This is a genomic window from Streptomyces sp. NPDC001536 (genome assembly GCF_042894505.1).
GTDB lineage: Bacteria > Actinomycetota > Actinomycetes > Streptomycetales > Streptomycetaceae > Streptomyces.
The window spans coordinates 112,571-136,664 of sequence record NZ_JBIAVQ010000009.1; the positions used below are offsets into that span (position 1 = coordinate 112,571).

Annotated in this window: 20 protein-coding genes; 13 read left to right on the forward strand and 7 right to left on the reverse strand. The window is 71.9% G+C overall.

Going from position 1 to position 24,094, the window contains the following annotated elements:
* The first annotated feature begins 153 nt into the window (after window positions 1–153).
* From ACFY0U_RS24520 to sucD, 3 genes are all read left to right on the forward strand, one after another.
* A complete protein-coding gene (locus tag ACFY0U_RS24520) occupies window positions 154–2,097 on the forward strand; it encodes a hypothetical protein (RefSeq protein WP_388639146.1) in 1,944 nt (647 codons plus the stop codon).
* 468 nt (window positions 2,098–2,565) lie between these two features.
* On the forward strand, window positions 2,566–3,744 hold the full coding sequence (gene sucC, locus ACFY0U_RS24525) for an ADP-forming succinate--CoA ligase subunit beta (protein WP_388639148.1): 1,179 nt from the start codon (window positions 2,566–2,568) through the stop codon (window positions 3,742–3,744).
* A gap of 18 nt (window positions 3,745–3,762) precedes the next feature.
* Window positions 3,763–4,647, forward strand: coding sequence for a succinate--CoA ligase subunit alpha (gene sucD, locus ACFY0U_RS24530; RefSeq protein WP_388639150.1), 885 nt, complete (start codon window positions 3,763–3,765; stop codon window positions 4,645–4,647).
* A gap of 194 nt (window positions 4,648–4,841) precedes the next feature.
* Here sucD and ACFY0U_RS24535 read toward each other — a convergent pair whose 3' ends face one another.
* The gene (locus ACFY0U_RS24535; protein WP_388639151.1) at window positions 4,842–5,930 is read right to left on the reverse strand and encodes a helix-turn-helix domain-containing protein; all 1,089 of its coding nucleotides are present in this window, start codon (window positions 5,928–5,930) and stop codon (window positions 4,842–4,844) included.
* 96 nt (window positions 5,931–6,026) lie between these two features.
* Here ACFY0U_RS24535 and ACFY0U_RS24540 point away from each other — a divergent pair, with 96 nt between their 5' ends.
* Window positions 6,027–7,904 carry a DUF6350 family protein gene (locus ACFY0U_RS24540; protein WP_388639153.1) on the forward strand — a complete coding sequence of 626 codons (1,878 nt, stop codon included), beginning with the start codon at window positions 6,027–6,029 and terminating at the stop codon, window positions 7,902–7,904.
* A 21-nt stretch (window positions 7,905–7,925) separates the two neighbouring features.
* On the opposite strand, the gene ACFY0U_RS24545 is transcribed toward ACFY0U_RS24540, so the two are convergent.
* Window positions 7,926–8,684, reverse strand: coding sequence for a hypothetical protein (locus ACFY0U_RS24545; RefSeq protein WP_388639155.1), 759 nt, complete (start codon window positions 8,682–8,684; stop codon window positions 7,926–7,928).
* Between the two features lie 283 nt (window positions 8,685–8,967).
* On the opposite strand from ACFY0U_RS24545, the gene purN reads away from it, so the two are divergent.
* The 3 genes from purN to ACFY0U_RS24560 all read left to right on the forward strand — a co-directional run bounded on the left by purN (window position 8,968) and on the right by ACFY0U_RS24560 (window position 11,986).
* Window positions 8,968–9,597, forward strand: a complete 630-nt coding sequence (gene purN / locus ACFY0U_RS24550; protein WP_388639156.1) for a phosphoribosylglycinamide formyltransferase — start codon at window positions 8,968–8,970, stop codon at window positions 9,595–9,597.
* Window positions 9,594–11,159 (forward strand): bifunctional phosphoribosylaminoimidazolecarboxamide formyltransferase/IMP cyclohydrolase, encoded by a 1,566-nt coding sequence (purH, locus tag ACFY0U_RS24555; RefSeq protein ID WP_388639158.1) that lies wholly within the window; start codon window positions 9,594–9,596, stop codon window positions 11,157–11,159. Before purN ends, purH begins: the two co-directional genes overlap by 4 nt.
* An 83-nt stretch (window positions 11,160–11,242) precedes the next feature.
* Complete coding sequence (locus ACFY0U_RS24560) at window positions 11,243–11,986, forward strand: AAA family ATPase (RefSeq protein WP_388639159.1); 744 nt, start codon at window positions 11,243–11,245, stop codon at window positions 11,984–11,986.
* Between the two features lie 40 nt (window positions 11,987–12,026).
* On the opposite strand, the gene ACFY0U_RS24565 is transcribed toward ACFY0U_RS24560, so the two are convergent.
* The 3 genes from ACFY0U_RS24565 to ACFY0U_RS24575 all read right to left on the reverse strand — a co-directional run bounded on the left by ACFY0U_RS24565 (window position 12,027) and on the right by ACFY0U_RS24575 (window position 15,968).
* Entirely contained in the window at window positions 12,027–13,898 is a 1,872-nt protein-coding gene (locus ACFY0U_RS24565) for a protein kinase (RefSeq protein WP_388639161.1), read from the reverse strand.
* Window positions 13,899–14,082: 184 nt separating this feature from the next.
* Complete coding sequence (locus ACFY0U_RS24570) at window positions 14,083–14,664, reverse strand: peptidoglycan-binding protein (protein ID WP_388639163.1); 582 nt, start codon at window positions 14,662–14,664, stop codon at window positions 14,083–14,085.
* Between the two features lie 656 nt (window positions 14,665–15,320).
* Window positions 15,321–15,968, reverse strand: coding sequence for a hypothetical protein (locus ACFY0U_RS24575; protein WP_388639164.1), 648 nt, complete (start codon window positions 15,966–15,968; stop codon window positions 15,321–15,323).
* 262 nt (window positions 15,969–16,230) lie between these two features.
* On the opposite strand from ACFY0U_RS24575, the gene ACFY0U_RS24580 reads away from it, so the two are divergent.
* The 6 genes from ACFY0U_RS24580 to ACFY0U_RS24605 all read left to right on the forward strand — a co-directional run bounded on the left by ACFY0U_RS24580 (window position 16,231) and on the right by ACFY0U_RS24605 (window position 22,220).
* Window positions 16,231–17,085, forward strand: a complete 855-nt coding sequence (locus ACFY0U_RS24580) for a bifunctional methylenetetrahydrofolate dehydrogenase/methenyltetrahydrofolate cyclohydrolase (RefSeq protein ID WP_388639165.1) — start codon at window positions 16,231–16,233, stop codon at window positions 17,083–17,085.
* Window positions 17,075–17,557, forward strand: a complete 483-nt coding sequence (locus ACFY0U_RS24585) for a DUF3017 domain-containing protein (RefSeq protein ID WP_388639166.1) — start codon at window positions 17,075–17,077, stop codon at window positions 17,555–17,557. Before ACFY0U_RS24580 ends, ACFY0U_RS24585 begins: the two co-directional genes overlap by 11 nt.
* Before the next feature lie 214 nt (window positions 17,558–17,771).
* Complete coding sequence (locus ACFY0U_RS24590) at window positions 17,772–18,245, forward strand: helix-turn-helix domain-containing protein (RefSeq protein ID WP_388639167.1); 474 nt, start codon at window positions 17,772–17,774, stop codon at window positions 18,243–18,245.
* A 342-nt stretch (window positions 18,246–18,587) separates the two neighbouring features.
* Complete coding sequence (locus tag ACFY0U_RS24595; RefSeq protein WP_388639168.1) at window positions 18,588–19,742, forward strand: DUF2690 domain-containing protein; 1,155 nt, start codon at window positions 18,588–18,590, stop codon at window positions 19,740–19,742.
* Window positions 19,743–20,078: 336 nt separating this feature from the next.
* Complete coding sequence (locus ACFY0U_RS24600; RefSeq protein WP_388639169.1) at window positions 20,079–21,068, forward strand: malate dehydrogenase; 990 nt, start codon at window positions 20,079–20,081, stop codon at window positions 21,066–21,068.
* A gap of 132 nt (window positions 21,069–21,200) precedes the next feature.
* Window positions 21,201–22,220 carry a hypothetical protein gene (locus tag ACFY0U_RS24605; protein ID WP_388639170.1) on the forward strand — a complete coding sequence of 340 codons (1,020 nt, stop codon included), beginning with the start codon at window positions 21,201–21,203 and terminating at the stop codon, window positions 22,218–22,220.
* A 24-nt stretch (window positions 22,221–22,244) separates the two neighbouring features.
* Here the strand turns inward: ACFY0U_RS24605 and ACFY0U_RS24610 are convergent, their stop codons facing one another.
* On the reverse strand, window positions 22,245–23,153 hold the full coding sequence (locus ACFY0U_RS24610; RefSeq protein ID WP_388639172.1) for a GNAT family N-acetyltransferase: 909 nt from the start codon (window positions 23,151–23,153) through the stop codon (window positions 22,245–22,247).
* Window positions 23,154–23,209: 56 nt separating this feature from the next.
* Window positions 23,210–23,959 (reverse strand): hypothetical protein, encoded by a 750-nt coding sequence (locus tag ACFY0U_RS24615; RefSeq protein WP_388639174.1) that lies wholly within the window; start codon window positions 23,957–23,959, stop codon window positions 23,210–23,212.
* Between the last annotated feature and the right edge of the window lie 135 nt (window positions 23,960–24,094).

Below are 24,094 nucleotides of genomic sequence, written 5' to 3' on the forward strand. Positions count from 1 at the left end.
AGCCCGCCGGACCCGTTCCGCGGCTCGCCCGGACCCCTCGTCCCCGAGCCCGACCGGACGCCGTCCCCACCCGCGCTGCTCAGGAGCCCGTCCGTCCCAAGCGGGCCTCCCGGAAGCCTCGGACCTCCCAGGATCTAAGGATCTGACGCACGTATGAACAAGAACATCCGCCGCTCCATCGTCATAGCCGCCGGCGTCACCGGCGCGTGGGCGCTCGGCTCCTCCGTGGCCAGCGCCGACGAACTGCCCGCCTCCTCGCTGTCCGTGTCGGACACGACGACCGACGTCACGGACGCCCTGACCGGCACGGTCGACGGCGTCGTCGCCGAAGTGGAGGACACCGTCTCCGGCGTGACCTCGACGGTCGAGAACACCGCCGCGACGGCCGCGCCCAAGGCGACCGACACGGCACGCACCACCACGGCCACCACCGACCAGGCCCGCAGCTACGTGGACGCGAAGGTCACCCTCCCGCAGACCACCGACGCCTCGAACAGGGCCTCGAAGATCAAGGGCGCCGCGGCCATCCAGGGCGCGAAGGCCGCCCGGGCCGCGCAGACGAAGGCCAAGGCCACGGCCGACGAGACCGTCGCCACCGCCCGGACCACCGTCTCCGACGCGACCACCCCGCAGGACGAGGTCGACTACCTCTTCGGCCCCCTCGCCGCCTTCGCCCCGGAGCTCGAGCGGGCCCTCGCCGGCGCCCAGACCAAGCTTCAGGGCGTCCAGTCGGCGGCCCGCACCCAGGCGCAGGGTGTCGACGGCGTCGTACGGACGAAGGCGCGGCAGACCGTCGCGGGCGCGGGCCGTACCGCCACCGGAGCGACCGGCGCCGCGCAGGCCACCGTCAGCGGGGCCGAGGGCCGCGCTACCGACGCGCTCGCCGTCGCCCAGGCCGAGGCCGGAACCGTCACGGCGGCCGCCCGGGCCACCGTCTCCTCCGTCCCGAGCCACATCACGGGCACCGTTGGCGAGGTCCGGCAGCAGGTGGTCGGCACGGTGGCCGCCGTTCCCGGCACCGTCACCCCGATCGTCGACGAGACGGTCGCGGCAGCCGTCCCGCCCGTGGCGACCGCCGCCGTGGACGGGGTGCTGCCCGTCGCGGGTCAGGCCGTGGCGGGCGTCGTCCCGACCGCCGAGCACGCCGTCGCCGGGGTCCTCCCGGTCGCCACCCACACCGTGGAGGGTGTGAGCCCGGTCGCCCACGGCGTGGTCGACGGCGTCACCCCGGTCGTCGGCCACACCGTCGGCGAGGTCACCCCGGTCGTCGGCGGCACCGTCGCCGGTGTCGCGCGGACCGCCCACCACACCGTCGACGCCGCGACCGCGCTGGCCCACGGCGTCGTGGCCGACGTCCAGCCGGTCGCCGCCGGCGCCGTCCAGGGCGTCGGGCAGACCGCCGGGACCGCCGTCGACGGCGTGCGGCCCGTCGCCACCGGCACCGTCGGCGACGTCCACCACCTCGCCGGTGCGGCCGTCCACGGCATCGCCCCCGTCGCCACCGGCGCGGTCGCCGACCTCCACCCCGTCGTCGACGGCGTCGTCACCGACGTACCCGCCTACGCCACCGGTCTGGTCGGTCAGGTCGCCGTCGACGCCACGGGTGCCGTGCTGCCGCCGGTCGCGCACACCGCCGTGCACGGCGTGGTCCCGGTCGCGGAGCGGGCCGTCGCGGACGCGGGCGGCCTGGCGTACGGCGTGGTCGGCGACGTCCGGCCCGTCGTGGGTGGCGTCGCGCCGCTCACGTACGGCGTGGCCGGGCAGACCGCCGATCTGGTGTACGGCGTGACGGGGGAGGCCCAGGCCTTCGCACAGGGGGTCGCGCAGCCCGTCGTCGGCCTCGTCCAGCCCGTCGTACAGGGCGTCACCGGCAGCACCGGGAACCTCGCGTACGGCGTCACGGGCGACGTCGCCCCCTTCGCGTACGGCGTCGTCGGTGACGTGGCGCCCGTCGTCGACGGAGTCGCACCCGTCGTCGCTCACACGGTCGACGGCGTGACCCCGCTCGCCGGGAACGCGGTCGCGGGTGTCCAGGGAGTCGCCGAGTCGATCACCCCTGGCTACGCGCAGCAGTACGGCGGCACGTACAACGCCTGACCGTCCCCCCACCACCGCCGCCCACGGCGGCGGACCGACCGACTCCGTGAGGGCGCGGGACCCGTACGGCCGAAAGCCATCGGTCTGACCGGACGAACTCCTCACGGACGGGGCGGAGCGGTCCCCATTGGGGTGGGGATCGACCGCCCCGCGCCCCCTCGGGGGCTGCTCCAGGGGCCTCACCGGGTCAACCCCAGCCCGGTGAGGCCCTTCCCCATGAGCCCCTCGACCCCTCACATCCGGCACCCCGTGCCAGTGAGGGCGGCATCATGTGACAGGTATCACCGCTCAGGTGTGACCCTCGATTTAGGGGCCCCCTGCAAGCAGCGATAACCTGCGAGACGGACATGCCGCGCGCTCGGACACCGTGTGCGCCTCCCTTGTGACAGACGGCGGACGTCACGTTGCCCATCGCGGCACGCCCACGCATCCAACGAACCGCGAGATCACTGATAGGGACGGAAGCGCGTGGACCTGTTCGAGTACCAGGCGAGGGACCTCTTCGCCAAGCACGATGTACCGGTGCTGGCCGGTGAAGTCATCGACACGCCTGAGGCGGCCCGCGCAGCCACCGAGCGTCTCGGTGGCAAGTCCGTCGTCAAGGCTCAGGTGAAGGTCGGTGGCCGCGGCAAGGCCGGCGGCGTGAAGCTGGCGGCGACCGCCGACGAGGCGGTCGAGCACGCGACCAACATCCTCGGCATGGACATCAAGGGCCACACGGTCCACAAGGTGATGATCGCCGAGACGGCCCCGGAGATCGTGGAGGAGTACTACGTCTCCTTCCTCCTGGACCGTGCCAACCGCACCTTCCTCTCCATCGCGTCCGTCGAGGGCGGCATGGAGATCGAGGAGGTGGCGGAGACCCGCCCCGAGGCCGTCGCCAAGACGCCGATCGACGCCAACGTGGGTGTGACCCCCGAGGTCGCGCGCCAGATCGTCGAGGCCGCGAACTTCCCGGCCGAGGTCGCCGACAAGGTCGAGAACGTCCTGGTCACCCTGTGGAAGACCTTCATCGAAGAGGACGCGCTCCTCGTCGAGGTCAACCCGCTGGCCAAGGTCGCCTCCGGTGACGTCATCGCCCTGGACGGCAAGGTCTCCCTCGACGAGAACGCCGAGTTCCGTCAGCCGGGACACGAGGCCCTCCAGGACAAGGACGCGGCCAACCCGCTCGAGGCCGCCGCCAAGGAGAAGAACCTCAACTACGTCAAGCTCGACGGCGAGGTCGGCATCATCGGCAACGGCGCGGGTCTCGTCATGAGCACCCTGGACGTCGTCGCGTACGCCGGTGAGAACCACGGCGGCGTGAAGCCGGCCAACTTCCTCGACATCGGCGGTGGCGCCTCCGCCGCCGTCATGGCGAACGGCCTGGAGATCATCCTCGGCGACCCGGACGTCAAGTCCGTGTTCGTCAACGTCTTCGGTGGCATCACCGCCTGTGACGAGGTCGCCAACGGCATCGTCCAGGCGCTGCAGCTGCTCGCCGACAAGGGCGAGGAAGTCACCAAGCCGCTGGTCGTCCGTCTGGACGGCAACAACGCCGAGCTGGGTCGCAAGATCCTCTCCGACGCCAACCACCCGCTGGTCCAGCGCGTGGACACCATGGACGGCGCGGCCGACAAGGCCGCCGAGCTCGCGGCTGCGAAGTAAGGACGAGGGAAAACAGCCATGGCTATCTTCCTCAACAAGGACAGCAAGGTCATCGTCCAGGGCATGACCGGCTCCACGGGCATGAAGCACACCAAGCTCATGCTCGCCGACGGCACGAACATCGTCGGTGGCGTGAACCCGCGCAAGGCGGGCACCACCGTCGACGTCGACGGCACCGAGATCCCGGTCTTCGGCACCGTGGCCGAGGCGATCGAGAAGACGGGCGCGAACGTATCCGTCCTCTTCGTACCGCCGGCCTTCGCCAAGGCCGCCGTGGTCGAGGCGATCGACGCCGAGATCCCGCTCGCGGTCGTCATCACCGAGGGCATCGCGGTCCACGACTCGGCCGCGTTCTACGCCTACGCCGTGTCCCAGGGCAACAAGACCCGGATCATCGGCCCGAACTGCCCCGGTCTCATCACCCCGGGCCAGTCGAACGCCGGCATCATCCCGGGCGACATCACCAAGCCGGGCCGCATCGGTCTGGTCTCGAAGTCCGGCACGCTGACGTACCAGATGATGTACGAGCTGCGTGACATTGGCTTCTCGTCCGCCGTTGGCATCGGTGGCGACCCGGTCATCGGCACCACGCACATCGACGCGCTCGCCGCGTTCGAGGCCGACCCCGACACCGACCTGATCGTGATGATCGGTGAGATCGGCGGCGACGCCGAGGAGCGTGCCGCGGCCTTCATCAAGGAGAACGTGAAGAAGCCGGTCGTCGGCTACGTCGCGGGCTTCACCGCGCCCGAGGGCAAGACCATGGGTCACGCGGGTGCGATCGTGTCCGGTTCGTCCGGTACGGCTGCCGCGAAGAAGGAGGCCCTTGAGGCCGCGGGCGTCAAGGTGGGCAAGACGCCTACCGAGACGGCCAAGCTGGCGCGGGAGATCCTCGCCGGTTGAGCAGCGGTTCCTTAGCTGAGCGTTCGTGGGCCCGTTCCCCTCGGTGGGGGCGGGCCCACAGCGCTTGAGGAAGTGCCTCGCCGTGTGGTCGGGCGGCTGCGGGTGCGTTGTGGCTGGTCGCGCAGTTCCCCGCGCCCCCAAAAAAAGGTGGGTCCAGTGCACGAACTGCGCGACCAGCCCCCACCGGCCTGCGGCTAACGACTCAGCGGCAGCACCCTCTCCGGGCCGCTCATCATTCCGCCCCGCAGCTTCTCCCGCAGCTCCACCTCCACCTCCGACAGCGCGCCCTGCGCCACCCGCGGCGGCACGCCCTGGATCTCCGCGCCAGGCGCGATCGGCGGTTCGTAGCGGGTCGGAGCCGTTCGGACCGTCAGCGCCGTCGTCCCGATCAGCGCGATCGTGAAGGCGATGGCCGCCCGTGTCCAGAAGCGGGCCCTGCGTTCGCTGCCCGTCCGTACCGTCGGCGGCTTCGCGGCCCGCAGGCGTTCCGTGGAGGCGAGTTCGCTGAGCCGCCGGTGCAGTTCGACAGGGTCGGAGAGTTCCGGCAGCCTCGCGGCGACCGCCTCGCGCGCGTGCAGCAGCCGGTTCGCCGCCGCCGGTGTGCTCGCCTCCGTCTCCGCCGCGGTCTCGGGCAGGTCGAGGCCGACCCCGTCGTACAACAACAACGTGCGCCGGTACGGCGGTGGGAGTTCGAGGAGTACGGCCATCAGCGCGCGGTCCGACGCGTCGGCGGGCGGTGGCTCCGGGTACCGGTACCGGGGGCGGAAGCGGTGCCAGGGGGAGAGGGCGTACTCGTACGCCGTGGCCCGCACCCAGCCCGCCGGGTCGCGGTCGACGGCCACCTCGGGCCAGCGCTGCCAGGCGAGTTGAAAGGAACGCTCGACCGATTCGCGGGCGAGTTCACGGCGCCCGGTGAGCAGATAGCACTGCCGTACCAGGGCGGGGGCGCAGAACGCGTACAGCGCGTCGAAGGCCTGAGCCGGCGTCAGAGGGGTGGCCGCTTCCTGAGGTTCGGGCTCCGGCTGAGGATCGGGCTCCGGTTCGGGCTCCCCCTGACGCACCGCCACCTCGGCCGGCTTCTCCTCCGCCAGGGCGTCCAGCAGCTTCGCGTACGCCTCCCGCTTCCGGCCCCGAGGGTTCGTACGGCCGGACTCCCACCCGCGGACCGTCGCGCGGGTGACACCCACCCGTTCGGCGACCTGATCCTGCGTCAAGGACCCGGCCTCGCGCAGGCGTCGGCGTTCCTTGGGCGGGGGGAGCGGGGTCGAAGGGCTCTGCTTCACAGGGCGCCCCTTCGTACGAAAAAGTACATAGTCGTATATTGAGCGACACTTCGGAGGTTCGCCTGTTACGACGAGAAAGCGCGTGTCGTTGGGAGCATGACGGTCGTGATCCAGATGACCGTTCGCCGAGCGCCCCTGTCGTCCCTGCTCACCCGGTTGCGCGACCGATCGCCCGGACTCGCCGCGAGCCTCGGGGCCGGCGCGCTCGCGGCGGGGCTCGGGCTCGCGTCGCTCGCCGTGCTCGTGATGGTGCTGTGGATCAGTTCGCCGTATCCGGACAGCGGACCCGATGGTGCGCTGCATGTCGCGGCGGCGCTCTGGCTGTTGGCGCACGGGGCGGAACTGGTGCGCGCCGACACGCTGTCCGGCGTGCCGGCACCGGTGGGAGTGACGCCGTTGCTGCTGGTCGTGCTGCCGGCGTGGCTGGTGCATCGGGCGGCGCGGGACGCGGTGGACGACTCCACGGAGGCTTCGGGGTGGACGGCGTTCGTCGGGGTGGTCCTCGGCTATCTCGCCGTCGGGACGGGGGCCGCGCTGTACGCGGCGGGCGGTGATCTGCGGCCGGCGTGGGTGTGGACGGGGGTGTGCGTACCGGCGGTCGTGCTGTCGGCGGCGGGTGCGGGGGTCTGGACGGCGTACGGCCGCCCGCGTGAACCGGTGGACGGAGCGCTGCTGTCGCTCCCCGCGGGCGTGCGGCGATTCTTCCTCGGCCCCGACGCCCGCCGCCGTCTCGGCACGGCCGCGCGGGCCGCGGGCGCGGGGGTGGCGGTCCTGGTGGGCGGCGGTGCGCTGCTGCTGGGCACGTCCCTGGTGTGGCACGGCGACGCGACCCGGCTCTCCTTCCTCCAGCTGACGGAGGGCTGGTCGGGCCGGTTCGCGGTGCTGCTGCTGTGCGTGGCGCTGGTGCTGAACGCGGCGGTCTGGTCGGCGTCGTACGCGCTGGGTCCGGGCTTCGTGCTGGGGACGGGACATGTGGTGGCCCCCCTGTCCTCCGCCCCCACCCCCCTCCTGCCGCCGTTCCCGCTGCTGGCGGCGGTGCCGGGGCCCGGGACGGGGACGTGGGTGAACTGGGCGGCCGCGGGGGTGCCGCTGGCGGCCGGGCTGACGGTGGGGTGGTTCGTGGGGCGGGCGGGGAGTCGTGCGGCGGACGAGGAGGGCGCCGTGACGGCCGGAGTGAGGGCCGGGGCGCCGGGCAAAGGCGTCGGCGCACAGCAGCCACAGGGCGCGGCCGGGCAGGCGGGCGACCGGTCGGGACACGGGCTCGCCGCACCCTGGTCACGTGGCCGGACCGCCGGTACCGCCGGGCTCGCGGCCCTCCTGTGCGCGGCCGCCGTCGCGACGCTCGCCGCACTCGCGGGCGGCCCGCTCGGGGTCGCCGCACTCGCCCGGTTCGGTCCGGTGTGGTGGCTGACGGGGGCGGCGGCGCTGGCGTGGACCTCGGCCGTGGGGATCCCTGTGGCCCTGGGGCTACGGGCGTGGCGGTGCCGCAAGCCGAGGGGCGCGAAGGCGCGGGCGCACGGAACAGGGACGGCGGTGTCCGAGTCGGGGCACGGCGGAGCGCGTCCGGAGGCGGGCGAGCCGCAGGCGGAGACGAACGGGGCTGGAAGCCGGGCACGCGGCCGGTTCTGGCGGACGAAGCGGAAGCAGCGGGAGACGGAGACCGGTCAGACCGTTCCGAAGCCCTCGACGCCTGACGGGACCCCGGAGACCCCCTCGGGCCACGAGCCCGGCCCCTCCGTCGCGAAGCCCTCGCCTCGCCGCTGGTTCTCCCGCAGAAAGCCCACCGGCCGACCGGCTCCGACGCCCCATGAACGCGACGACGACCCCTCCTACGAGCCGTACGACTTCCTGCCCGCCGACCCTTTCCAGGCCCCGGCGCCCCACTCGCCCTGGCACGGCGACGCCTCCCGAGAGACCCGCTGGGCGGCGCTCAAGGAGGCGTCGACCCCGTTGGATCCGCCGGAGGCTCCGTGATCGCGAGGGCCGCTCCCCGCGTCAGCTGGGCGCCAGGATGTCCCGCAGCTTCTCCGGCACCAGCTGGCTGCACGACTGCTTGGCCTCGTTGGTGAGGGCGTCGCTCGTGCAGGTGTAGTAGTCGCTGTAGACCAGGTGCAGGACGAACGTCGCCGTCACCACCGCGATCGCCAGGGACGAGGTGACCAGGCCGCTGATGGCCGCCGTCCGCTGCGGGCGGCCGCCGGATTCGGACGCCGGGGTGTCCGGGTCGGGGGTGCGCGGCTTGGCGCGCAGCGCGCTGATGCCCCAGTACAGGGCGAGCGCGCCGAGCAGCAGGGCGACGTACGGCCAGCTGAAGAGGGCGAAGAAGAACGCCCACATGCCGCTCAGGAGCGAGTAGCGCGCGCGGCGCTGGCCCGGGTCGGTCGGGTCCCACCGCATGCCCGTGCCGGGCCCGGAGCCGCCCTGGCCCTCGGGTCCGGGGCCGCCGCCGGGGCGCTCGCCGAAGCCGCCGGAGGAGCGGCCCGGCTGACGGTCGCTCCACTGGCCGCCCCAGGGGGAGCGGGCACGGTCGTCGTCGGAGGAGTCGTCCGCCGGGCGCCGCGGCTGCCAGGGACGGTCCGGGGTGCCCTCCGGCGGTGGCGCGAAGGGGTTGTCCTCCTCCGCCTTCTTGTCCGGCTTGTCCGAGGGCGCGTCGGGCGGAGAGGCGGGTCGCTCCCGCAGCAGCACGCCGCGGTGCTCCCCTCCCTGCACCGACTGCGGGGGGAGCGTGAGGAGTCGCAGGCTGCGGTCCGGCATCAAGTGAGCGTCTTCCCCTAGGTGATACGACGTGTTACGGCGGTCTGGCGTGGGCCTTCACTTCGGAAACGCACCGCACGACGACCACGTTCCCGACTCGGGCCCTCCCAGACGCTACCTTCCGGCCACGCCCCCGTCCCGTGGGGGCCGTCCGGAGTGCCGGTATCGTTGCTGGCGTTCGGCCGCTTCGTAGACTTCCCCGTATCCCGGGGCGCGAAGCATTCGTACGAACGTACATACGGTCGACCGTACGGAAAACGCTCCCCCGAGAAAGGGCCCCACCGTGGCCGCCAAGCCCGTGGCCAAGCGCCTCGTCGTGCTGGTCTCCGGATCCGGCACCAACCTCCAGGCGCTCCTCGACACCATCGGCCAGGCAGGCTCGGAGGCCTACGGCGCCGAGATCGTGGCCGTAGGAGCCGACCGCGACGGCATCGAGGGGCTCGCCCGTGCAGAGCGCGCCGGGATCCCCACCTTCGTGTGCAGGGTCAAGGACCACGGGAGCCGCGAGGAGTGGGACGCGGCGCTCGCCGAGGCGACCGCCGCGTACGAGCCCGACCTGGTGGTGTCCGCCGGGTTCATGAAGATCGTGGGCAAGGAGTTCCTCGCGCGCTACGGCGGGCGGTTCGTGAACACCCACCCCGCGCTGCTGCCCAGTTTCCCCGGTGCCCACGGGGTGCGTGACGCGCTCGCGTACGGCGCCCGGGTCACCGGCTGCACCGTCCACTTCGTCGACGACGGCGTCGACACCGGGCCGATCATCGCGCAGGGCGTGGTGGAGGTCCGGGACGAGGACGACGAGAGCGCTCTGCACGAGCGCATCAAGGAAGTCGAGCGAAGGCTGCTCGTCGATGTCGTGGGGCGGCTCGCCCGCAACGGCTATCGCATTGAGGGACGAAAGGTAGTTATCCAGTGACCGCCGAGAGCAACAAGCGGGCCATCCGACGGGCGCTCGTCAGCGTCTACGACAAGACGGGTCTGGAAGACCTCGCGCGCGGCCTGCACGAGGCGGGCGTGGAGCTCGTCTCCACCGGGTCCACCGCGGGCCGGATCGCCGCCGCCGGCGTCCCCGTCACCAAGGTCGAGGAGCTGACCGGCTTCCCCGAGTGCCTGGACGGCCGCGTCAAGACGCTGCACCCGCGCGTGCACGCCGGCATCCTCGCCGACCTGCGCCTGGAGGACCACCAGCGGCAGCTGGCCGAGCTGGGCGTCGAGCCGTTCGACCTGGTCGTCGTCAACCTCTACCCCTTCCGTGAGACGGTCGCCTCCGGCGCCTCCCCGGACGAGTGCGTGGAGCAGATCGACATCGGCGGCCCGTCGATGGTGCGCGCCGCCGCCAAGAACCACCCCTCGGTCGCCGTCGTCACCAGCCCCGCGCGGTACGCCGATGTCCTCGCGGCCGTCAAGGAGGGCGGCTTCGACCTGACGACCCGCAAGCGGCTCGCGGCCGAGGCCTTCCAGCACACCGCGTCCTACGACGTGGCGGTCGCCTCCTGGTTCGCGTCCTCCTACGCGCCCGTGGACGAGTCGCGGTTCCCCGACTTCCTGGGCGCCACCTGGGAGCGCGGCAACACCCTCCGCTACGGCGAGAACCCGCACCAGCCCGCCGCCCTCTACGTCGACGGCAGCGGCGGCGGTCTCGCCGAGGCCGAGCAGCTGCACGGCAAGGAGATGTCGTACAACAACTACACGGACACGGACGCCGCCCGCCGTGCCGCGTACGACCACGACGAGCCGGCCGTCGCGATCATCAAGCACGCCAACCCGTGCGGTATCGCGGTCGGCGCGGACGTCGCCGAGGCGCACCGCAAGGCACACGCGTGTGACCCGCTGTCGGCGTTCGGCGGGGTCATCGCCGTCAACCGTCCGGTGTCCAAGGAGATGGCCGAGCAGGTCGCCGAGATCTTCACCGAGGTCATCGTCGCGCCGGACTACGAGGAGGGGGCCCTGGAGGCCCTCGCCAAGAAGAAGAACATCCGCGTGCTGAAGGCCCCGGCCGCGCCCGCCAACCCGGTCGAGCTCAAGCTCGTCGACGGCGGCGCGCTGCTCCAGGTCACCGACCGCCTCCAGGCGGACGGCGACGACCCGGCGAACTGGACGCTGGCGACGGGCGAGGCGCTGAGCGCCGCCGAGCTCGCCGAGCTGTCCTTCGCCTGGAAGGCCTGCCGCGCGGTCAAGTCCAACGCGATCCTCCTCGCCAAGGACGGCGCCTCGGTCGGCGTCGGCATGGGCCAGGTCAACCGCGTCGACTCCGCGAAGCTGGCTGTCGAGCGGGCCGGCGCCGAGCGCGCGCAGGGCTCCTACGCCGCCTCCGACGCGTTCTTCCCCTTCCCCGACGGCTTGGAGATCCTCGTCGAGGCCGGCGTGAAGGCGGTCGTCCAGCCCGGCGGTTCGGTCCGCGACGAGCTCGTCGTCGAGGCCGCGAAGAAGGCGGGCGTGACGATGTACTTCACCGGGACGCGGCACTTCTTCCACTGAGTCGCGGGCGGTACGAGGGCGGCGGCGGGGTCTCACCCCGTCGCCGCCCTGCCGTTGTCAGTGCCGGGTGAGAGCCTGGCGGCATGATCGTGGAACGCGCGTACGCCCATGCGGCCGAGGACGAGCTCGGGCCCGGCGCCGACCCGGTGTGGCCCTGGTCGGTGCCGTGCGTGCGGCAGTTGCTCGACGAAGGACTGCGGTTCACCGCGCCGGTCACCTTCCTGGTCGGGGAGAACGGCTCGGGCAAGTCGACCCTCGTCGAGGCGCTGGCGGAGGCCTTCGGCCTCGACCCCTGGGGCGGTTCGGCGGGCCATCGCTACGCCGGTCCACGGGGGCCGTCGGTGCTCGGCGGCCGGATGCGGTTCGAGGCGACCGTGGCCGGGCGCCGGATGCTGCGCGGCCCCCACACCCGGCGCCGGGGCTTCTTCCTGCGGGCCGAGACCGCGCTCGACGCCCTCGGCCGCGAACGGAACACGGGCCGGCTGTCCGGCACCCCGGAGGAGATGAGCCACGGTGAGGGCTTTCTGATGGCGTTCCGCGAGCGCTTCCTCGGTCCCGGCCTGTACGTCCTGGACGAGCCGGAGTCCGCGCTGTCCTTCGCCTCCTGCCTCGAACTCGTGGGCGTGCTCGACGACCTCTCCCGCACCGGCGCCCAGATCATCTGCGCGACTCACTCACCCCTGCTCACCGCACTGCCCGGCGCCGAGATCATCGAGGTCGGCGCGCACGGGATGCGTTCCGTCGAGTGGCACGAACTGGAGCTGGTCGAGCACTGGCGGCGCTATCTGAACGACCCGCGGGCGTATCTGCGCCACATAGTCGGCTGACCGGCGGCCGGACGGCGGCCAGGTGGCGGCTAGGTGGCGGCTAGGTCGAACTCCGCAGCGCCGCCCACGTCTGCGGACCCACGTCCCCGTCGACCACCAGCCCCTTCGCGCCCTGGAACTGCTCGACCGCCGCCTCGGTGGCCTTGCCGAACTGGCCGTCCACGCCCGCGTCCCCGACGCTGTAGCCGCGTTTGGTGAGCATGCACTGGACCTGGACGACGCGTTGGCCCTTGTCGCCGCGGGTGGTGAGCTCGGTGCCGGAGTAGTAGGTGCAGTCGGAGATCCAGGCCGGGTCGGTGGGGGCGGTCGCGGTCGCCGTGACGGTGGCGGTCGGGGCGGGGGCGGCGCCGCCCGAGGTGCCGCCGGTGGTGGCGGTCGCGGAGGGCGTGCTCGCGGTGCCGCTGCCGGATCCGGGGGAGTCGCCGTCCGGCTCGGTCTGCTTCTCCTCCTCCTTCGCCTTCCCCTTCTTGTCCGATCCGCTCGGGGACGGGGAGGCTGAGGAGCCGGGCAGGGCGGAGGCCGCTTCGGCGTCCGAGGCGGGGCCGGTGCTCGTGCTCGCGGTCGGGGCGGCCGAGGCCGTCCCGTCGTGGGACGACCGGGTGAGGAAGAACGCGCCCGCGGCCACGGCGACCACGGCGAGGCCCGCCGCGAGGGCGAGAGCGGGCTTCTTGCGGCCCCGGCGGGCCTCGCCCCCGCCGGGGGTGTACTGGCCGGGCGGAGTGGACAGGCTGCCGTACTGCCCGGGAGCCGCGGCCCAGCCGCCGTACTGGCCGGGCGGCGTGGCGGGCCCGTAAGCGCCGGGCGGTGTGGCTGCGTACGCCCCGGGCGGTGTCGCGGGACCGAAACCCGGCCCGGGGACCGGAGCCGCCTCCGGAGCCGCCTCCGGAGCCGGCGCCGCCGGTGACGGTGACGTCGGTGCGCGGAGGTGCACGGTCTGCTCGGCCGAGGCCGATTCCAGTAACGCGCAGCCCTCCTGGCGGGCCAGCAGACGGCCGGCCAGAGGCTCCTGCCAGGCGGGGGTCTCGCCCTCCAGCTCGGTCTCGGCGGCGTCGATCAGCTGGCGCGGGGTGGGGCGGCCGGCCGGGTCCTTGGCGAGGCAGGCGGTCAGGAGAGCCGCCAACGGGCCGTCCACGGGGCCGAGTTCGGACATCACCTCCGCCTTCGGCTCCTCGAAGGCCACCCGGTGCATGACGTCGACCCCGGTCCCGTCGCCGAACGGGGCGTGTCCGGTGGCGGCGTAGATCAGCGTGCCCGCGAGGGAGAAGACGTCGGAGGCACCGTCGCAGCGGCCCTCCCGCAGATACTCGGGGGACATGAACGCGGGCGTGCCGACACGGCTGCCGGTGCCGGTGATCGCGCTGCTGTCGACGGCCTGCGAGATCCCGAAGTCAATGACATGCACGCCCTGCGTGGACAGCAGCACGTTGGACGGCTTGAGATCGCGGTGTACGACCCCGGCGGCGGCCAGCGCCGCAAGGGCCCGCCCGAGCTCCGCGACCAGCCGCCACACACCGGCCGGCTCCAGCCTGCCGCCGTGGCGCACGGCGTCGGCGAGGTTGACGCCGGGGATGTACGGGGTGGCCATCCAGAGCAGCTCGTGCTCGAACCCGGTGCCGAGCAGCCGCGGCGCGTGCGGGGTGTCGACCCGCCCGTGCACGGCGGCCTCCCGCTCGAACCGCCGCCGGAACTCCGCGTCCTCGGCGTACTCGGGCCGGATCACCTTCACCGCGGCGAGCCCCGCGGCGTCGTCGGCGGGCCGTGCCAGGAAGACCCGCCCCATCCCGCCGCTGCCGAGCCGCCCGAGCGGCACGTACGGTCCGATCCGGGCGGGGTCGGCGGGCTGGAGTGGATCGGCGCCCGCCTGTATGAGCGCGGCGCGGTACGGCGGCGTGGGGTGCCGCTGGTCCGTCATCTGTCCCCCGAGTGCTTTCCTGCCTCAACATGCCCAGGCGTCACGCCAGTTGAGGTGAATCTAGCGTGCCGAAGTGGGGGAGGCGGGGCCTATGGGGTTGCGGGGGCGGCAACCGTCCCGTGCCGTTCGGTCCCTGGAACGCCGACGGCCCGCCGGTCGGAACCGGCGGGCCGAGGAGCTCGGGTCAGCTGCAGCTGCTGTTGTTCTTGTAGCTCGCGTACTGCCACTGGCTGTTGTGGTAGACGCGGTACTTGCCGTCCGACGTGCGGAAGACCTCGAAGTAGTAGCGGGAACCGTGGTAACGGATCTTGGACTTCGTGGCGGACGTCGTGCCGGTGCTGCGGAACTCCAGCTCACCCGCGCCGGTCGAGGCGTTCCACTTGTCGTCCGCCGCGCCGAACGTCTTCTTGCCGACGATGCCGTCCTGCGTCAGCCCCCAGGCCTTCTGGAGCTGCTTGGTCGCGTACTTGGTGTTCGCGCCGAACTTGCCGTCGATGTCGGCCTTGTCGAACTGGGTGCCGTTGCTCTCCTTGACGCCCTCCGCGTACAGGATGATCTGCCAGAAGCAGGTCGCGTTGGAGTCGGTGTGCGACGAGGTCGACAGGGTGCCCTCGTCGGCGAAGTCGTCGTAGAACGAACCGCCGCCGCTCACATAGCCGTTGCTCGCGCTGGCCGAGGCGGGCGAGGCGCTCACGGCCAGGGCGCCGGCGACGGCGGCTCCGACGGTGGCGGCGGCCAGACGGGCGCGCGTGGTACGGAAGTGCATGGTGTTCCTTCCCCGTTGGTGCTGTGCGTGCGAACCGTGGTCATCCTGACCGGAGCGGGAGCGCGCGAGAACCCCGAGACTTCCAGGTTCCCCGACCCATGGCGCCAAGTCTGTTTTCGGCCACGGCAGTTGCTACGGCGTGATCATATACGCACGTGCGAACGACTCCGCAGGCCCGCTCGGCGGGAGCGGTCGGCGCCGACCGCGGTCCCGACCCTTGCGAGGAGCGCCCTCGGTACTGACGCGTTCGGCGTGTGTGGGGCCGAGACAGTCGAGGATGATCTCCCGCCAGGCACCCGGGCGATCCTGATCCGGTCGTCCGGCCGCGCGCATGCCGGAGGTACGACGATGACGCTGTACATGGATTCGTCCCCTCGCCCGATTCCATGAGGGCCACCCTCCCCCAGTCCAACGAAGGGGAGGGTGGGGGACGTTCCTCGAAGAGTCCGAAGCTTCTTCCTGATGCGGCGTGTCAGGTGGAGGGGGCGGGGAGAAATCGGCAGGGACGCAGAGAGCAGATCGGGACCTGGCGACCGTGTCAGTTGCCGTGGGGCCGTGTCTCCCTTCGTACGGGTGAGGCACGGCCCTTGGGCAGGATCGGCGCGAACTGTTCAGTCGCGAACGGGTCGTTCGTGAGCGGTCAGGTCGCGCACCGTTCAGTAGCGCGGGCGCGCGAACCACGCGGTGCCGCTGGGTACGACCGGGGCGGCCGCGATGATGCCGCCGAAGACGAGCCACAGCAGCGGGCCGACGACCGCCGAGGCGAACCCGGAGTCGAGGCCGACGAACAGGCCGAGGAGCCCGACGATGGCACCGAGCGCGCCGTAGATCACCGTGGTGATCCGGATGCCCTGGCCGCCCCGGCTGAACTTGACGCCGAGGGTGATGGAGAGGGTGGCCAGCGCGGCGGCGACCAGGGCGAAGACGCCGAAGACGCCGGCCGCCATGTCGGCGCCGTCGCTGCCGGTGCTGAACCCGAGCTCGTCGGCGCCGTCCGACACATCGCTCGCGAACGCGGCGAAGTAGAGGAAGACCAGCGCGCCGATGATCTGCACGGCCGAGATGATGAACAGGAAGACACGGGCCGTCATCAGCAGGCCCGGCATCGACTGCGGCACCATGTTGTTGCCCCCCGGGTAGCCGGGGTAGCCCGGGTACGCCTGCTGCTGCGGGTAACCGGGGTAGCCCTGCTGCGGCGGGAGGCCGGGCGGCGGCGGGGCCTGCTGCGGGTAGCCGTAACCGGGAGCGGGCGGCGGCTGCTGGGGCGGGGGCCCGTAAGGGTTGTTCGGATCGCCGAAACTCATGGCGGTGTTTCCTCCGTTTACCGAATGTGCGGGGACGACGAGCGGCACGGTTCGGAGGAATGTTCAACAGATGCGGTTCGTCCCCCCGGTACAGCCCGCGGCACTGTGGCCACAATCGTTCTTCAGTGGCCGGTTCGTTGTCCAGCCGCAATCCGCATGTGTTGTGCAAGTGCAACATCGCTGATCATGAGGGGATACGGCGGGACAGGTGCCCGGGGACCCGGATTGGAACCGGGACCCGGTCATCCGCGAGGATGGGGTCATGACCGCCCAGATTCTCGATGGCAAGGCCACCGCAGCCGCGATCAAGTCCGATCTGACCGCCCGCGTGGCGGTGCTGAAGGAGAAGGGCGTCACGCCCGGCCTCGGCACGATCCTCGTCGGCACCGACCCCGGCAGCCAGAAGTACGTCGCCGGCAAGCACCGCGACTGCGCCCAGGTCGGCATCGCCTCCATCCAGCGCGAACTGCCGGAGACGGCGACGCAGGAGGAGATCGAGGCGGTGGTGCGGGAGTTGAACGAGGACCCCGCCTGCACGGGCTACATCGTCCAGTTGCCCCTCCCCAAGGGCATCGACGAGAACCGCATCCTGGAACTGATGGACCCGGACAAGGACGCCGACGGCCTCCACCCGATGAACCTCGGCCGTCTGGTCCTCAACGAGCCGGCCCCGCTGCCCTGCACGCCCAACGGTGTCCTCACCCTGCTGCGCCAGTACGGCGTGGAGATCAAGGGCGCCGAGGTCGTGGTCGTCGGCCGCGGTGTCACCATCGGCCGCCCGATGCCGCTGCTGCTGACCCGTCGTAGCGAGAACGCGACCGTGACCCAGTGCCACACCGGCACCCGCGACCTGTCCGCGCACCTCAAGCGCGCGGACATCATCGTCGCCGCCGCCGGCTCCGCCCACCTGATCCGCCCCGAGGACGTGAAGCCGGGCGCCGCCGTGCTCGACGTCGGCGTCTCGCGCAGCGCCGAGGGCAAGATCGTGGGCGATGTGCACCCCGGCGTCGCCGAGGTCGCCGGCTGGATCTCCCCGAACCCTGGCGGTGTCGGCCCGATGACCCGGGCCCAGCTGCTCGTCAACGTGGTCGAGGCGGCGGAGCGCAGTGCAGGCTGACACGACTCCCCCCGGGGAGGAGGGCCCGGACATCGAGGTGCGGGACGCGATCAGCGCCCCCGACGCCGAGGGCAGGCCGCGTCGCACCACCCGCCGCTTCCCGCTGTTCACCAGGGACACGGCCCGCCCCGAGGGCGGCGGCCGGGCCGCGCCCCGTGACGCCCCGGCGCCCGCGCGGCAGTGGCCGATCCTCACCGTGCTCGGCGCGGTCGCCGTCGGCCTGCTGCTCACCGCGCTCGACGTCTTCCGCTACGGCACGATGCTGGTCGGTGCCGCGCTGGTGGCCGGAGCCGTGCTGCGCTGGCTGGTGCGGGACGTCGGCATGCTCGCGGTGCGCTCCCGCTTCACGGACATCGTCACCTACGGCGTGCTCGGCGCGGTGATCGTCCTGCTGTCGATGATGGCGCAGCCGGACCCCTGGCTGGAGATCCCGTTCCTGAAGGACACCCTGCACTTCACGGTCGACAGCTAGGTGCTCCCCATGTACGACGACGGCGGCCCGTCCTCTCCCCCGAGTAAGGACGGGTCGCCGTCTGTGTCCACCTTCTTGCACGGCGAACGCCCTGTTCAACGCCTGTCAGTGCGCTGTGGCACGGAAGTGACCGTTCCGCTACGGTGTCCGGTCCCTGCCACAAGGGGAACCGATCACCTCCCTGACGTCGTCCGACACCGTGGAGGTGAGCTGGATGAGTGCCTGGCAGCCGCTGCCGGATGATCTGCCGCCCGAGGTGCGGCACTTCGTGGAGCAGTTGCGGCGGCTCAAGGACCGCACGGGCCTGAGCCTGGCCTCGCTGGGTGCGCGCACCGCGTACAGCAAGTCCTCCTGGCACCGCTATCTCAACGCCACGCAGCCGCCGCCGCGGCAGGCGGTGACCGCCCTGTGCCGGATCGTCGGTCTCGCCGACGCCGACGTCGAGCGCGTCAAGGTCCGCTGGGAGCTCGCCGTGCAGGCCTGGCCCCGCGCGGCGACCGTCCCGGCGCGGCCGCAGGGGACGGAGGGGTCGCAGGAGTACGAGGACGACCCCACGCTGCCGTGGTGGGACGCGCCGCCGCAGGAGAAGGCGGAGCAGCGGGACGGTGGTCGGCTGCTCCGGTACGCGGGGCTGCTGTTGCTCCTGCTGCTGATGGTCGCCATCGGCGGTGCCGTGGCTTTTGGGTGAGTTTCCCGCCTAAGTGGACTGTGTGACAAAGTGTGTGCGGTCTGTGTGTCGATGTGTTGACAAGTTCGCGCATGTGCAACGAAGTCGTTCAACAACCGAGTTAGCGTGGCCAATCGGGACGGTCCGGGACGTCCCGCCGCTGGAAGACTGGACCGCGACGTGGTGGGCGTGCAACGGTGCATGCCCACAGCCCCGATGCACCCGTGCGCCCCCACCCCGGGAACTGAGATCCTTAGTGGGCGCATCCCTGTGGGTAGCCAGACGGGGTCTCGGCAGAGGGCACCACGCGCGGGGGAAACGCAGCAAGAGCCAGCACGAACCGGGGGGAAGAGGGGGGAAGCAATGCCTCGTTGGAGGGCCTTGCCCGATGAACTGGATCCGCAGGTCAGGGAGTTCGCCAGCCAGTTGCGGCGGCTCGTGGACCGCAGCGGACTGAGCGTCGCGGCGCTGGCCGACCGCACGGGCTACAGCAAGACGTCCTGGGAGCGTTATCTCAACGGCCGGCTGCTCGCGCCCAAGGGTGCGATCGTGGCGCTGGCCGAGGTCACCGGCACCAATCCCATTCATCTGACCACGATGTGGGAGCTCGCCGAGCGCGCCTGGAGCCGCTCCGAGATGCGCCACGACATGACCATGGAGGCCATCCGTATCTCCCAGGCGCGTGCCGCGCTCGGCGAGTTCGGGGCGCCCCCGGCGAACGCCAAGGGCGGCAAGACCGCCCGCAAGAGCAGCAGCGCCACGGCGACCCCGGGGGTGGCCGGGCCCGCGGGCGTGGCCCCCACGGTGCCGCCGCAGCCGACGTCGCCCGAGGTCAGGGACTCGACGCCGGAGGTCAGGGAGAGCAGGAACTCCTGGGGAGTGGCCGGGTACAACGGGCCCGCACCGTCGGGCGGACGCGCCCCGGAGAGCCCGTCCCGCCCGGTGCCGACCCCGACCCCGAGCCCGAGCCCGTCGTACGGCGAACCCCCGCAGGGTCCCCGCAGCGCCCAGCCCGCCGGGGGCGGCGGAAAGCGGCGGCTGACGATGTTCCTCGCGGGCGTCGTCGGCGTGCTCGTGGTGATCGGTGCCGCGTACTTCCTCACCAGCGGCGGCGGCGAGAAGAAGAACGAGGGCGGGGGCGCCTCGCCCTCCCCGAGCGCCACCACCTCCGTCGACCTTCCGCCCGGCGTCGAGTGCAGCGGTGACTCCTGCACCGGCAAGGACGCGGAGAGCATGGGGTGCAGCGGCGACCTGGTGACCACCGCCCAGACCGCCACCGTCGGCACGACGGTCGTGGAGGTCCGCTACAGCAAGACCTGCGGTGCCGCGTGGGGCCGTATCACGCAGGCCGCGGAGGGCGACAAGGTCGTGGTGAGCGTCGGCAAGAGCAAGCAGACCGGCTCGATCTCCACGGCCGGCGACACCATCGCGTACACGCCGATGGTCGCGGTGAAGGACGCCGGCGACGCCACTGCCTGCGTGACGCTGGCCGCGGGGGAGAAGGGGTGCACCCAGTAGCCGTCGAGCAGTCGGCGCGGCTCGGAACAATTTCGGGGCGGCAGGCATGGCCGGACGAATCGTGGGCACGCGAACCGTACCCCCACGGGAGTCCGGCCACGTCGGTACCCCCATACGGCGGCCGCCTTCGTCCCCCCTCTCCCGGACGGGCGGCCGCCTCTTTTTGCCTCCGGGGCGGTTCTGTGGGGTGGGCCACAGGAACCCGGCGGTCCGGGATCCCGGATGCGCGATAGCCTGACCGGTGGATCTCTTGATACCAAGAGATCGATCATTTGTACGTCCCACCCGGGCCCGGGGCAGTGCCGCCCCACCGCCAGCTGTCATACGGAGAACGCCATGACCCGCACTCCCGTGAACGTCACCGTCACCGGCGCGGCCGGCCAGATCGGTTACGCCCTGCTCTTCCGCATCGCCTCCGGCCAGCTGCTCGGCGCGGACGTGCCGGTCCGGCTGCGCCTCCTGGAGATCACCCCGGCGCTCAAGGCCGCCGAGGGCACCGCCATGGAGCTGGACGACTGCGCGTTCCCGCTGCTCCAGGGCATCGACATCTCGGACGACCCGAACGCGGCGTTCGACGGCGCCAACGTAGCCCTCCTGGTAGGCGCCCGCCCGCGCACCAAGGGCATGGAGCGCGGTGACCTCCTGGAGGCCAACGGCGGCATCTTCAAGCCCCAGGGCAAGGCCATCAACGACAACGCCGCGGACGACATCAAGGTCCTCGTCGTCGGCAACCCGGCCAACACCAACGCCCTGATCGCCCAGGCCGCCGCCCCGGACGTGCCGGCCGAGCGCTTCACCGCGATGACCCGCCTCGACCACAACCGCGCGCTGACCCAGCTCGCGAAGAAGACGGGCACCACGGTCGCCGACATCAAGCGTCTGACCATCTGGGGCAACCACTCCGCCACCCAGTACCCCGACATCTTCCACGCGGAGATCGCCGGCAAGAACGCCGCCGAGGTCGTCAACGACGAGCAGTGGCTGGCCGACACCTTCATCCCGACCGTCGCCAAGCGCGGCGCCGCGATCATCGAGGCCCGGGGCGCGTCCTCCGCCGCGTCGGCCGCCAACGCCGCCATCGACCACGTCCACACCTGGGTCAACGGCACCGCGGACGGCGACTGGACCTCCATGGGCATCCCGTCGGACGGCTCCTACGGCGTCCCGGAGGGCCTGATCTCCTCCTTCCCGGTCACCACCAAGGACGGCAAGTACGAGATCGTCCAGGGCCTGGACATCAACGAGTTCTCCCGCGCCCGGATCGACGCCTCCGTCGCCGAGCTCGCGGAGGAGCGCGAGGCGGTCCGCGCTCTCGGCCTCATCTGAGAGCCGTATCCGACGGCTTCTGTCACGAGCCTGCACGGGCCCTGTTCCGGTTTCTTCCGGAGCGGGGCCCGCGCCCGTTTTCACCGCTACCGTCAAGAACGTTACCCGCCAAGGTGATTCGGGGGGTTCGCGATGAACAGCGGATGGCACGGGAACGGAAACGGCTCAGGAAACGGGCACGGGCACGGCTACAGCTCCGGCTCCGACGAGCACGAGCCGAGCGAGGAGAGAGGCCAGGCGGCCTGGGGTGCGCCCGGACAGGGCGGCTCCCCGCCGCCGTGGGCGTCGGCGGAGACACAGACCTCGCACACGCCGCCGCCCTGGGCCGCGGCGGAGCCGCAGGCACCGGCGACCCCGCCACCCTGGGCGTCGGCCCAGACGCAGATCGGCGGGACGCCCCCGCCGCTGCCGCCCCCGGCGTACGTACAGCCGCCGCCCCCGCCACCGCCTCCCGCCACCGGCCCCCGCCGTCTCCTGGTGCTCCTCACCGCGATGGTCGTGCTGGGCTCGGGCATCGGCGCCGGTGTCTGGTTCCTGACCCGCGACGGCTCGACGACCCCCGGGGCGACCCCTGGCACGAGCGTCGCCGTCACGACCTCGCTCCCGCCGACCACGCCCGCCGGGACCACACCGCCCCAGACCCCGCAGGCCTCCACTCCGCCGCCCTCGCCCCTGGCGTCCACGCCGCCGACCCCGGCCGTCGGCTACCGGCGCGCCCAGGACCCCGTCGGCTACACGCTCTTCGTCCCGGAGGACTGGATCCGCCGGCAGGAGGAGGGCGAGAAGGCCCCGGTGGTCTTCTACGACGCCCCCGCCGACGGCCGTCAGCTGCAGATCTTCCGGCTCTCCGAGGACAGCCCCGCCGACTCCCTGCGCCTGGCCGAGAACGACCCCGGCTACGGCTTCGCCCACCAGCCCGGCTACCGGGCCCTGGAGCGGGACGAGGGCGCGTCCTGGTCGGAGCTGTCCTACCGCTACGACGACGAGGACAAGGGCCCGCGCCAGGTCATCGACCACCGCTTCGAGGCGGCCGACGGAGAGTTCTACGCGATCCGGGCGAGCGGTCCCGAGACCACGTCCATGGCCCGGATCCGTGAACCCTTGACGGCGGCCCTGGGCTCGTTCTGCCCGACGACGGGCGCGTGCCTGTGAGGGGGCGCCCTGGTGGTCGCGTGGTCAGAGGGAGGCGGGCAGGCGTTTCTCGAACCAGTGGTCGGCGTAGACGTGGTCGACGTACGCCGGGATCTCCCTGTACCCGCACGCCCGGTACATCGCCTGCGCCTCGGTGAGCGTGGCGTGCGTGTCGAGGCGTACGACGGTCAACTGCCGTACCGAAGCCGCCTGTTCGAGCGCCGCGAGGATGCGACGGGCGAGCCCCAGCCGGCGCGCCTCCGGGTGCACCCACACATGGCGGATCTCCCCGACACCGGGCTCCAGACGGCGCAGCGCCCCGCAGCCGACCGGCCGGTCCTCCTCGTACGCGACGAAGAACGCCCCGGTGTCCCCGGAGACCTCCTCCGGTCGTACGAGGTCGGACTTGTCGAAGCCCTCCGGGAAGCGTGCGTCGATGTCGGCGGCGTAGGCGTCGAGGCAGGCGCGGGCGTCCGGGGCGTGGCCGTCGACGAGGTCGACCGTGATGGCGGCGAGGCGCAGCAGGCGGCGGGTGGTGGCCAGGGCGTCGGTCAGGTCGGCGCGCTGGCCGGCGGTGAGGCCGGACAGCAGGCCTGCCGCGAGGGCGTCGGCCCGGCGGTTCTGCTCCTTGACCTCGGTGCGGCCGGCCGGGGTCAGCTCGACTCTGCGCAGCCGGTTGTCCCCGGGGTCGACGCTGATCCGGACCATGCCCTGGGCCTCCAGGGTCTTCGCCATCCGGCTCAGATACCCGGCGTCCAGTGCGAGACGGCTTCTGAGCTCGCGCAGGGACACGCCCTCGCCGATCTCGAAGAGCAGCCGTGCCTCGCCGAGCGGTCGGTCCTGGCCGAGGTAGTGGTCGTCGAGCGCTCCGATGCGGCGGGTGAAGTAGCGGTTGAACCGGCGGAGGGCCGCCACGTCGTCCGTCGACACAGGCTCGGTGTGTCCTCGCTTCATAGTTCTTTGACTTTAGTCAAAGGTTCCCGCGGGGTCCACAGTGCGTCCAGGGGTTCTCAGGTGTTCTGGAGCTCCTCCTGCAACTTGCCCACGTCCACCGACTCGCTCGCCGAGGGTGTCGTGGTCGGCACCGGCTTGCCGTAGTCCGTGAAGGTCAGCGTCGTATGGGTGCCGTCGCCCCGCTGGGTCGCCCTGACCAGTTGGTGCGGGGAGTCCGAAGTGACGTAGAGGACCGCCCTCTTGCCGTCCTCCGTGCCCCTCAGCGGGATCACCTTCGTGCCGTCGACGGTGGTCTCCTCGCCCTTCTTCAGCGGGGTCTCCTCGGAGCTGTCGTCGCCCTCGACCTGCTCCTGGAAGGAGGTCAGATCGCAGGTGTCGGCCATGCCCTTGAGCACGGCGTCGTTCGTGGAGCCGTGGATGTAGCGGTTCTCGAAGAGCTCGGCCACCGCCTCGCCCTGGCTGCCGGGCACCTGGGCCTTCCAGAAGGCCTCGTCCGGCTTCATCCACACCTCGTCGCCCTGTTTGACGATCTCGACGCTGCCGCCGCCCGAGCCCATCCGCATCGACCCCACGCAGTTGCCGTCCTGGTCGAGGGTGAGATCCATCGACGTCGGCTGCGTCTTGCTGGTCGTCGCGCTCGTGCCGCGGTCCGTCAGCCTCAGACGGACGGACTCGGCGTCGAGGAGATTGTCCTTCGCCTGGTCGGCCAATTGCCGGGCGGTCAGATCGTCGCCGTCGTCCGCGGCGATCAGGACCGGTGAGAGCAGCAGTGCCGCCGTCGCGCAGATCAACGCTTTGCCTGCCATGCGTCACCTCCGTGGACCCCTACTCAGCGTACGATTCACCCCTATTTGTCCGCATGTTCAGTGATGCGGCGCACTTTCAGGCATCGATTGCGCATGCAATGCGAGGGCGAGGGCAGGTGCTGACGGTCCCCGTGA

What these genes read in the sequence shown, in the direction of transcription:
- ACFY0U_RS24565 (WP_388639161.1), bottom strand. Translation starts at nt 13,898, where the DNA reads ATGACGGACCAGCGGCACCCCACGCCGCCGTACCGCGCCGCGCTCATA.
- sucD (WP_388639150.1), top strand. Translation starts at nt 3,763, where the DNA reads ATGGCTATCTTCCTCAACAAGGACAGCAAGGTCATCGTCCAGGGCATG.
- ACFY0U_RS24615 (WP_388639174.1), bottom strand. Translation starts at nt 23,959, where the DNA reads ATGGCAGGCAAAGCGTTGATCTGCGCGACGGCGGCACTGCTGCTCTCA.
- ACFY0U_RS24610 (WP_388639172.1), bottom strand. Translation starts at nt 23,153, where the DNA reads ATGAAGCGAGGACACACCGAGCCTGTGTCGACGGACGACGTGGCGGCC.
- ACFY0U_RS24590 (WP_388639167.1), top strand. Translation starts at nt 17,772, where the DNA reads ATGAGTGCCTGGCAGCCGCTGCCGGATGATCTGCCGCCCGAGGTGCGG.
- ACFY0U_RS24575 (WP_388639164.1), bottom strand. Translation starts at nt 15,968, where the DNA reads ATGAGTTTCGGCGATCCGAACAACCCTTACGGGCCCCCGCCCCAGCAG.
- ACFY0U_RS24560 (WP_388639159.1), top strand. Translation starts at nt 11,243, where the DNA reads ATGATCGTGGAACGCGCGTACGCCCATGCGGCCGAGGACGAGCTCGGG.
- ACFY0U_RS24570 (WP_388639163.1), bottom strand. Translation starts at nt 14,664, where the DNA reads ATGCACTTCCGTACCACGCGCGCCCGTCTGGCCGCCGCCACCGTCGGA.
- ACFY0U_RS24545 (WP_388639155.1), bottom strand. Translation starts at nt 8,684, where the DNA reads ATGCCGGACCGCAGCCTGCGACTCCTCACGCTCCCCCCGCAGTCGGTG.
- ACFY0U_RS24520 (WP_388639146.1), top strand. Translation starts at nt 154, where the DNA reads ATGAACAAGAACATCCGCCGCTCCATCGTCATAGCCGCCGGCGTCACC.
- ACFY0U_RS24540 (WP_388639153.1), top strand. Translation starts at nt 6,027, where the DNA reads ATGACGGTCGTGATCCAGATGACCGTTCGCCGAGCGCCCCTGTCGTCC.
- ACFY0U_RS24600 (WP_388639169.1), top strand. Translation starts at nt 20,079, where the DNA reads ATGACCCGCACTCCCGTGAACGTCACCGTCACCGGCGCGGCCGGCCAG.
- ACFY0U_RS24580 (WP_388639165.1), top strand. Translation starts at nt 16,231, where the DNA reads ATGACCGCCCAGATTCTCGATGGCAAGGCCACCGCAGCCGCGATCAAG.
- ACFY0U_RS24595 (WP_388639168.1), top strand. Translation starts at nt 18,588, where the DNA reads ATGCCTCGTTGGAGGGCCTTGCCCGATGAACTGGATCCGCAGGTCAGG.
- ACFY0U_RS24605 (WP_388639170.1), top strand. Translation starts at nt 21,201, where the DNA reads ATGAACAGCGGATGGCACGGGAACGGAAACGGCTCAGGAAACGGGCAC.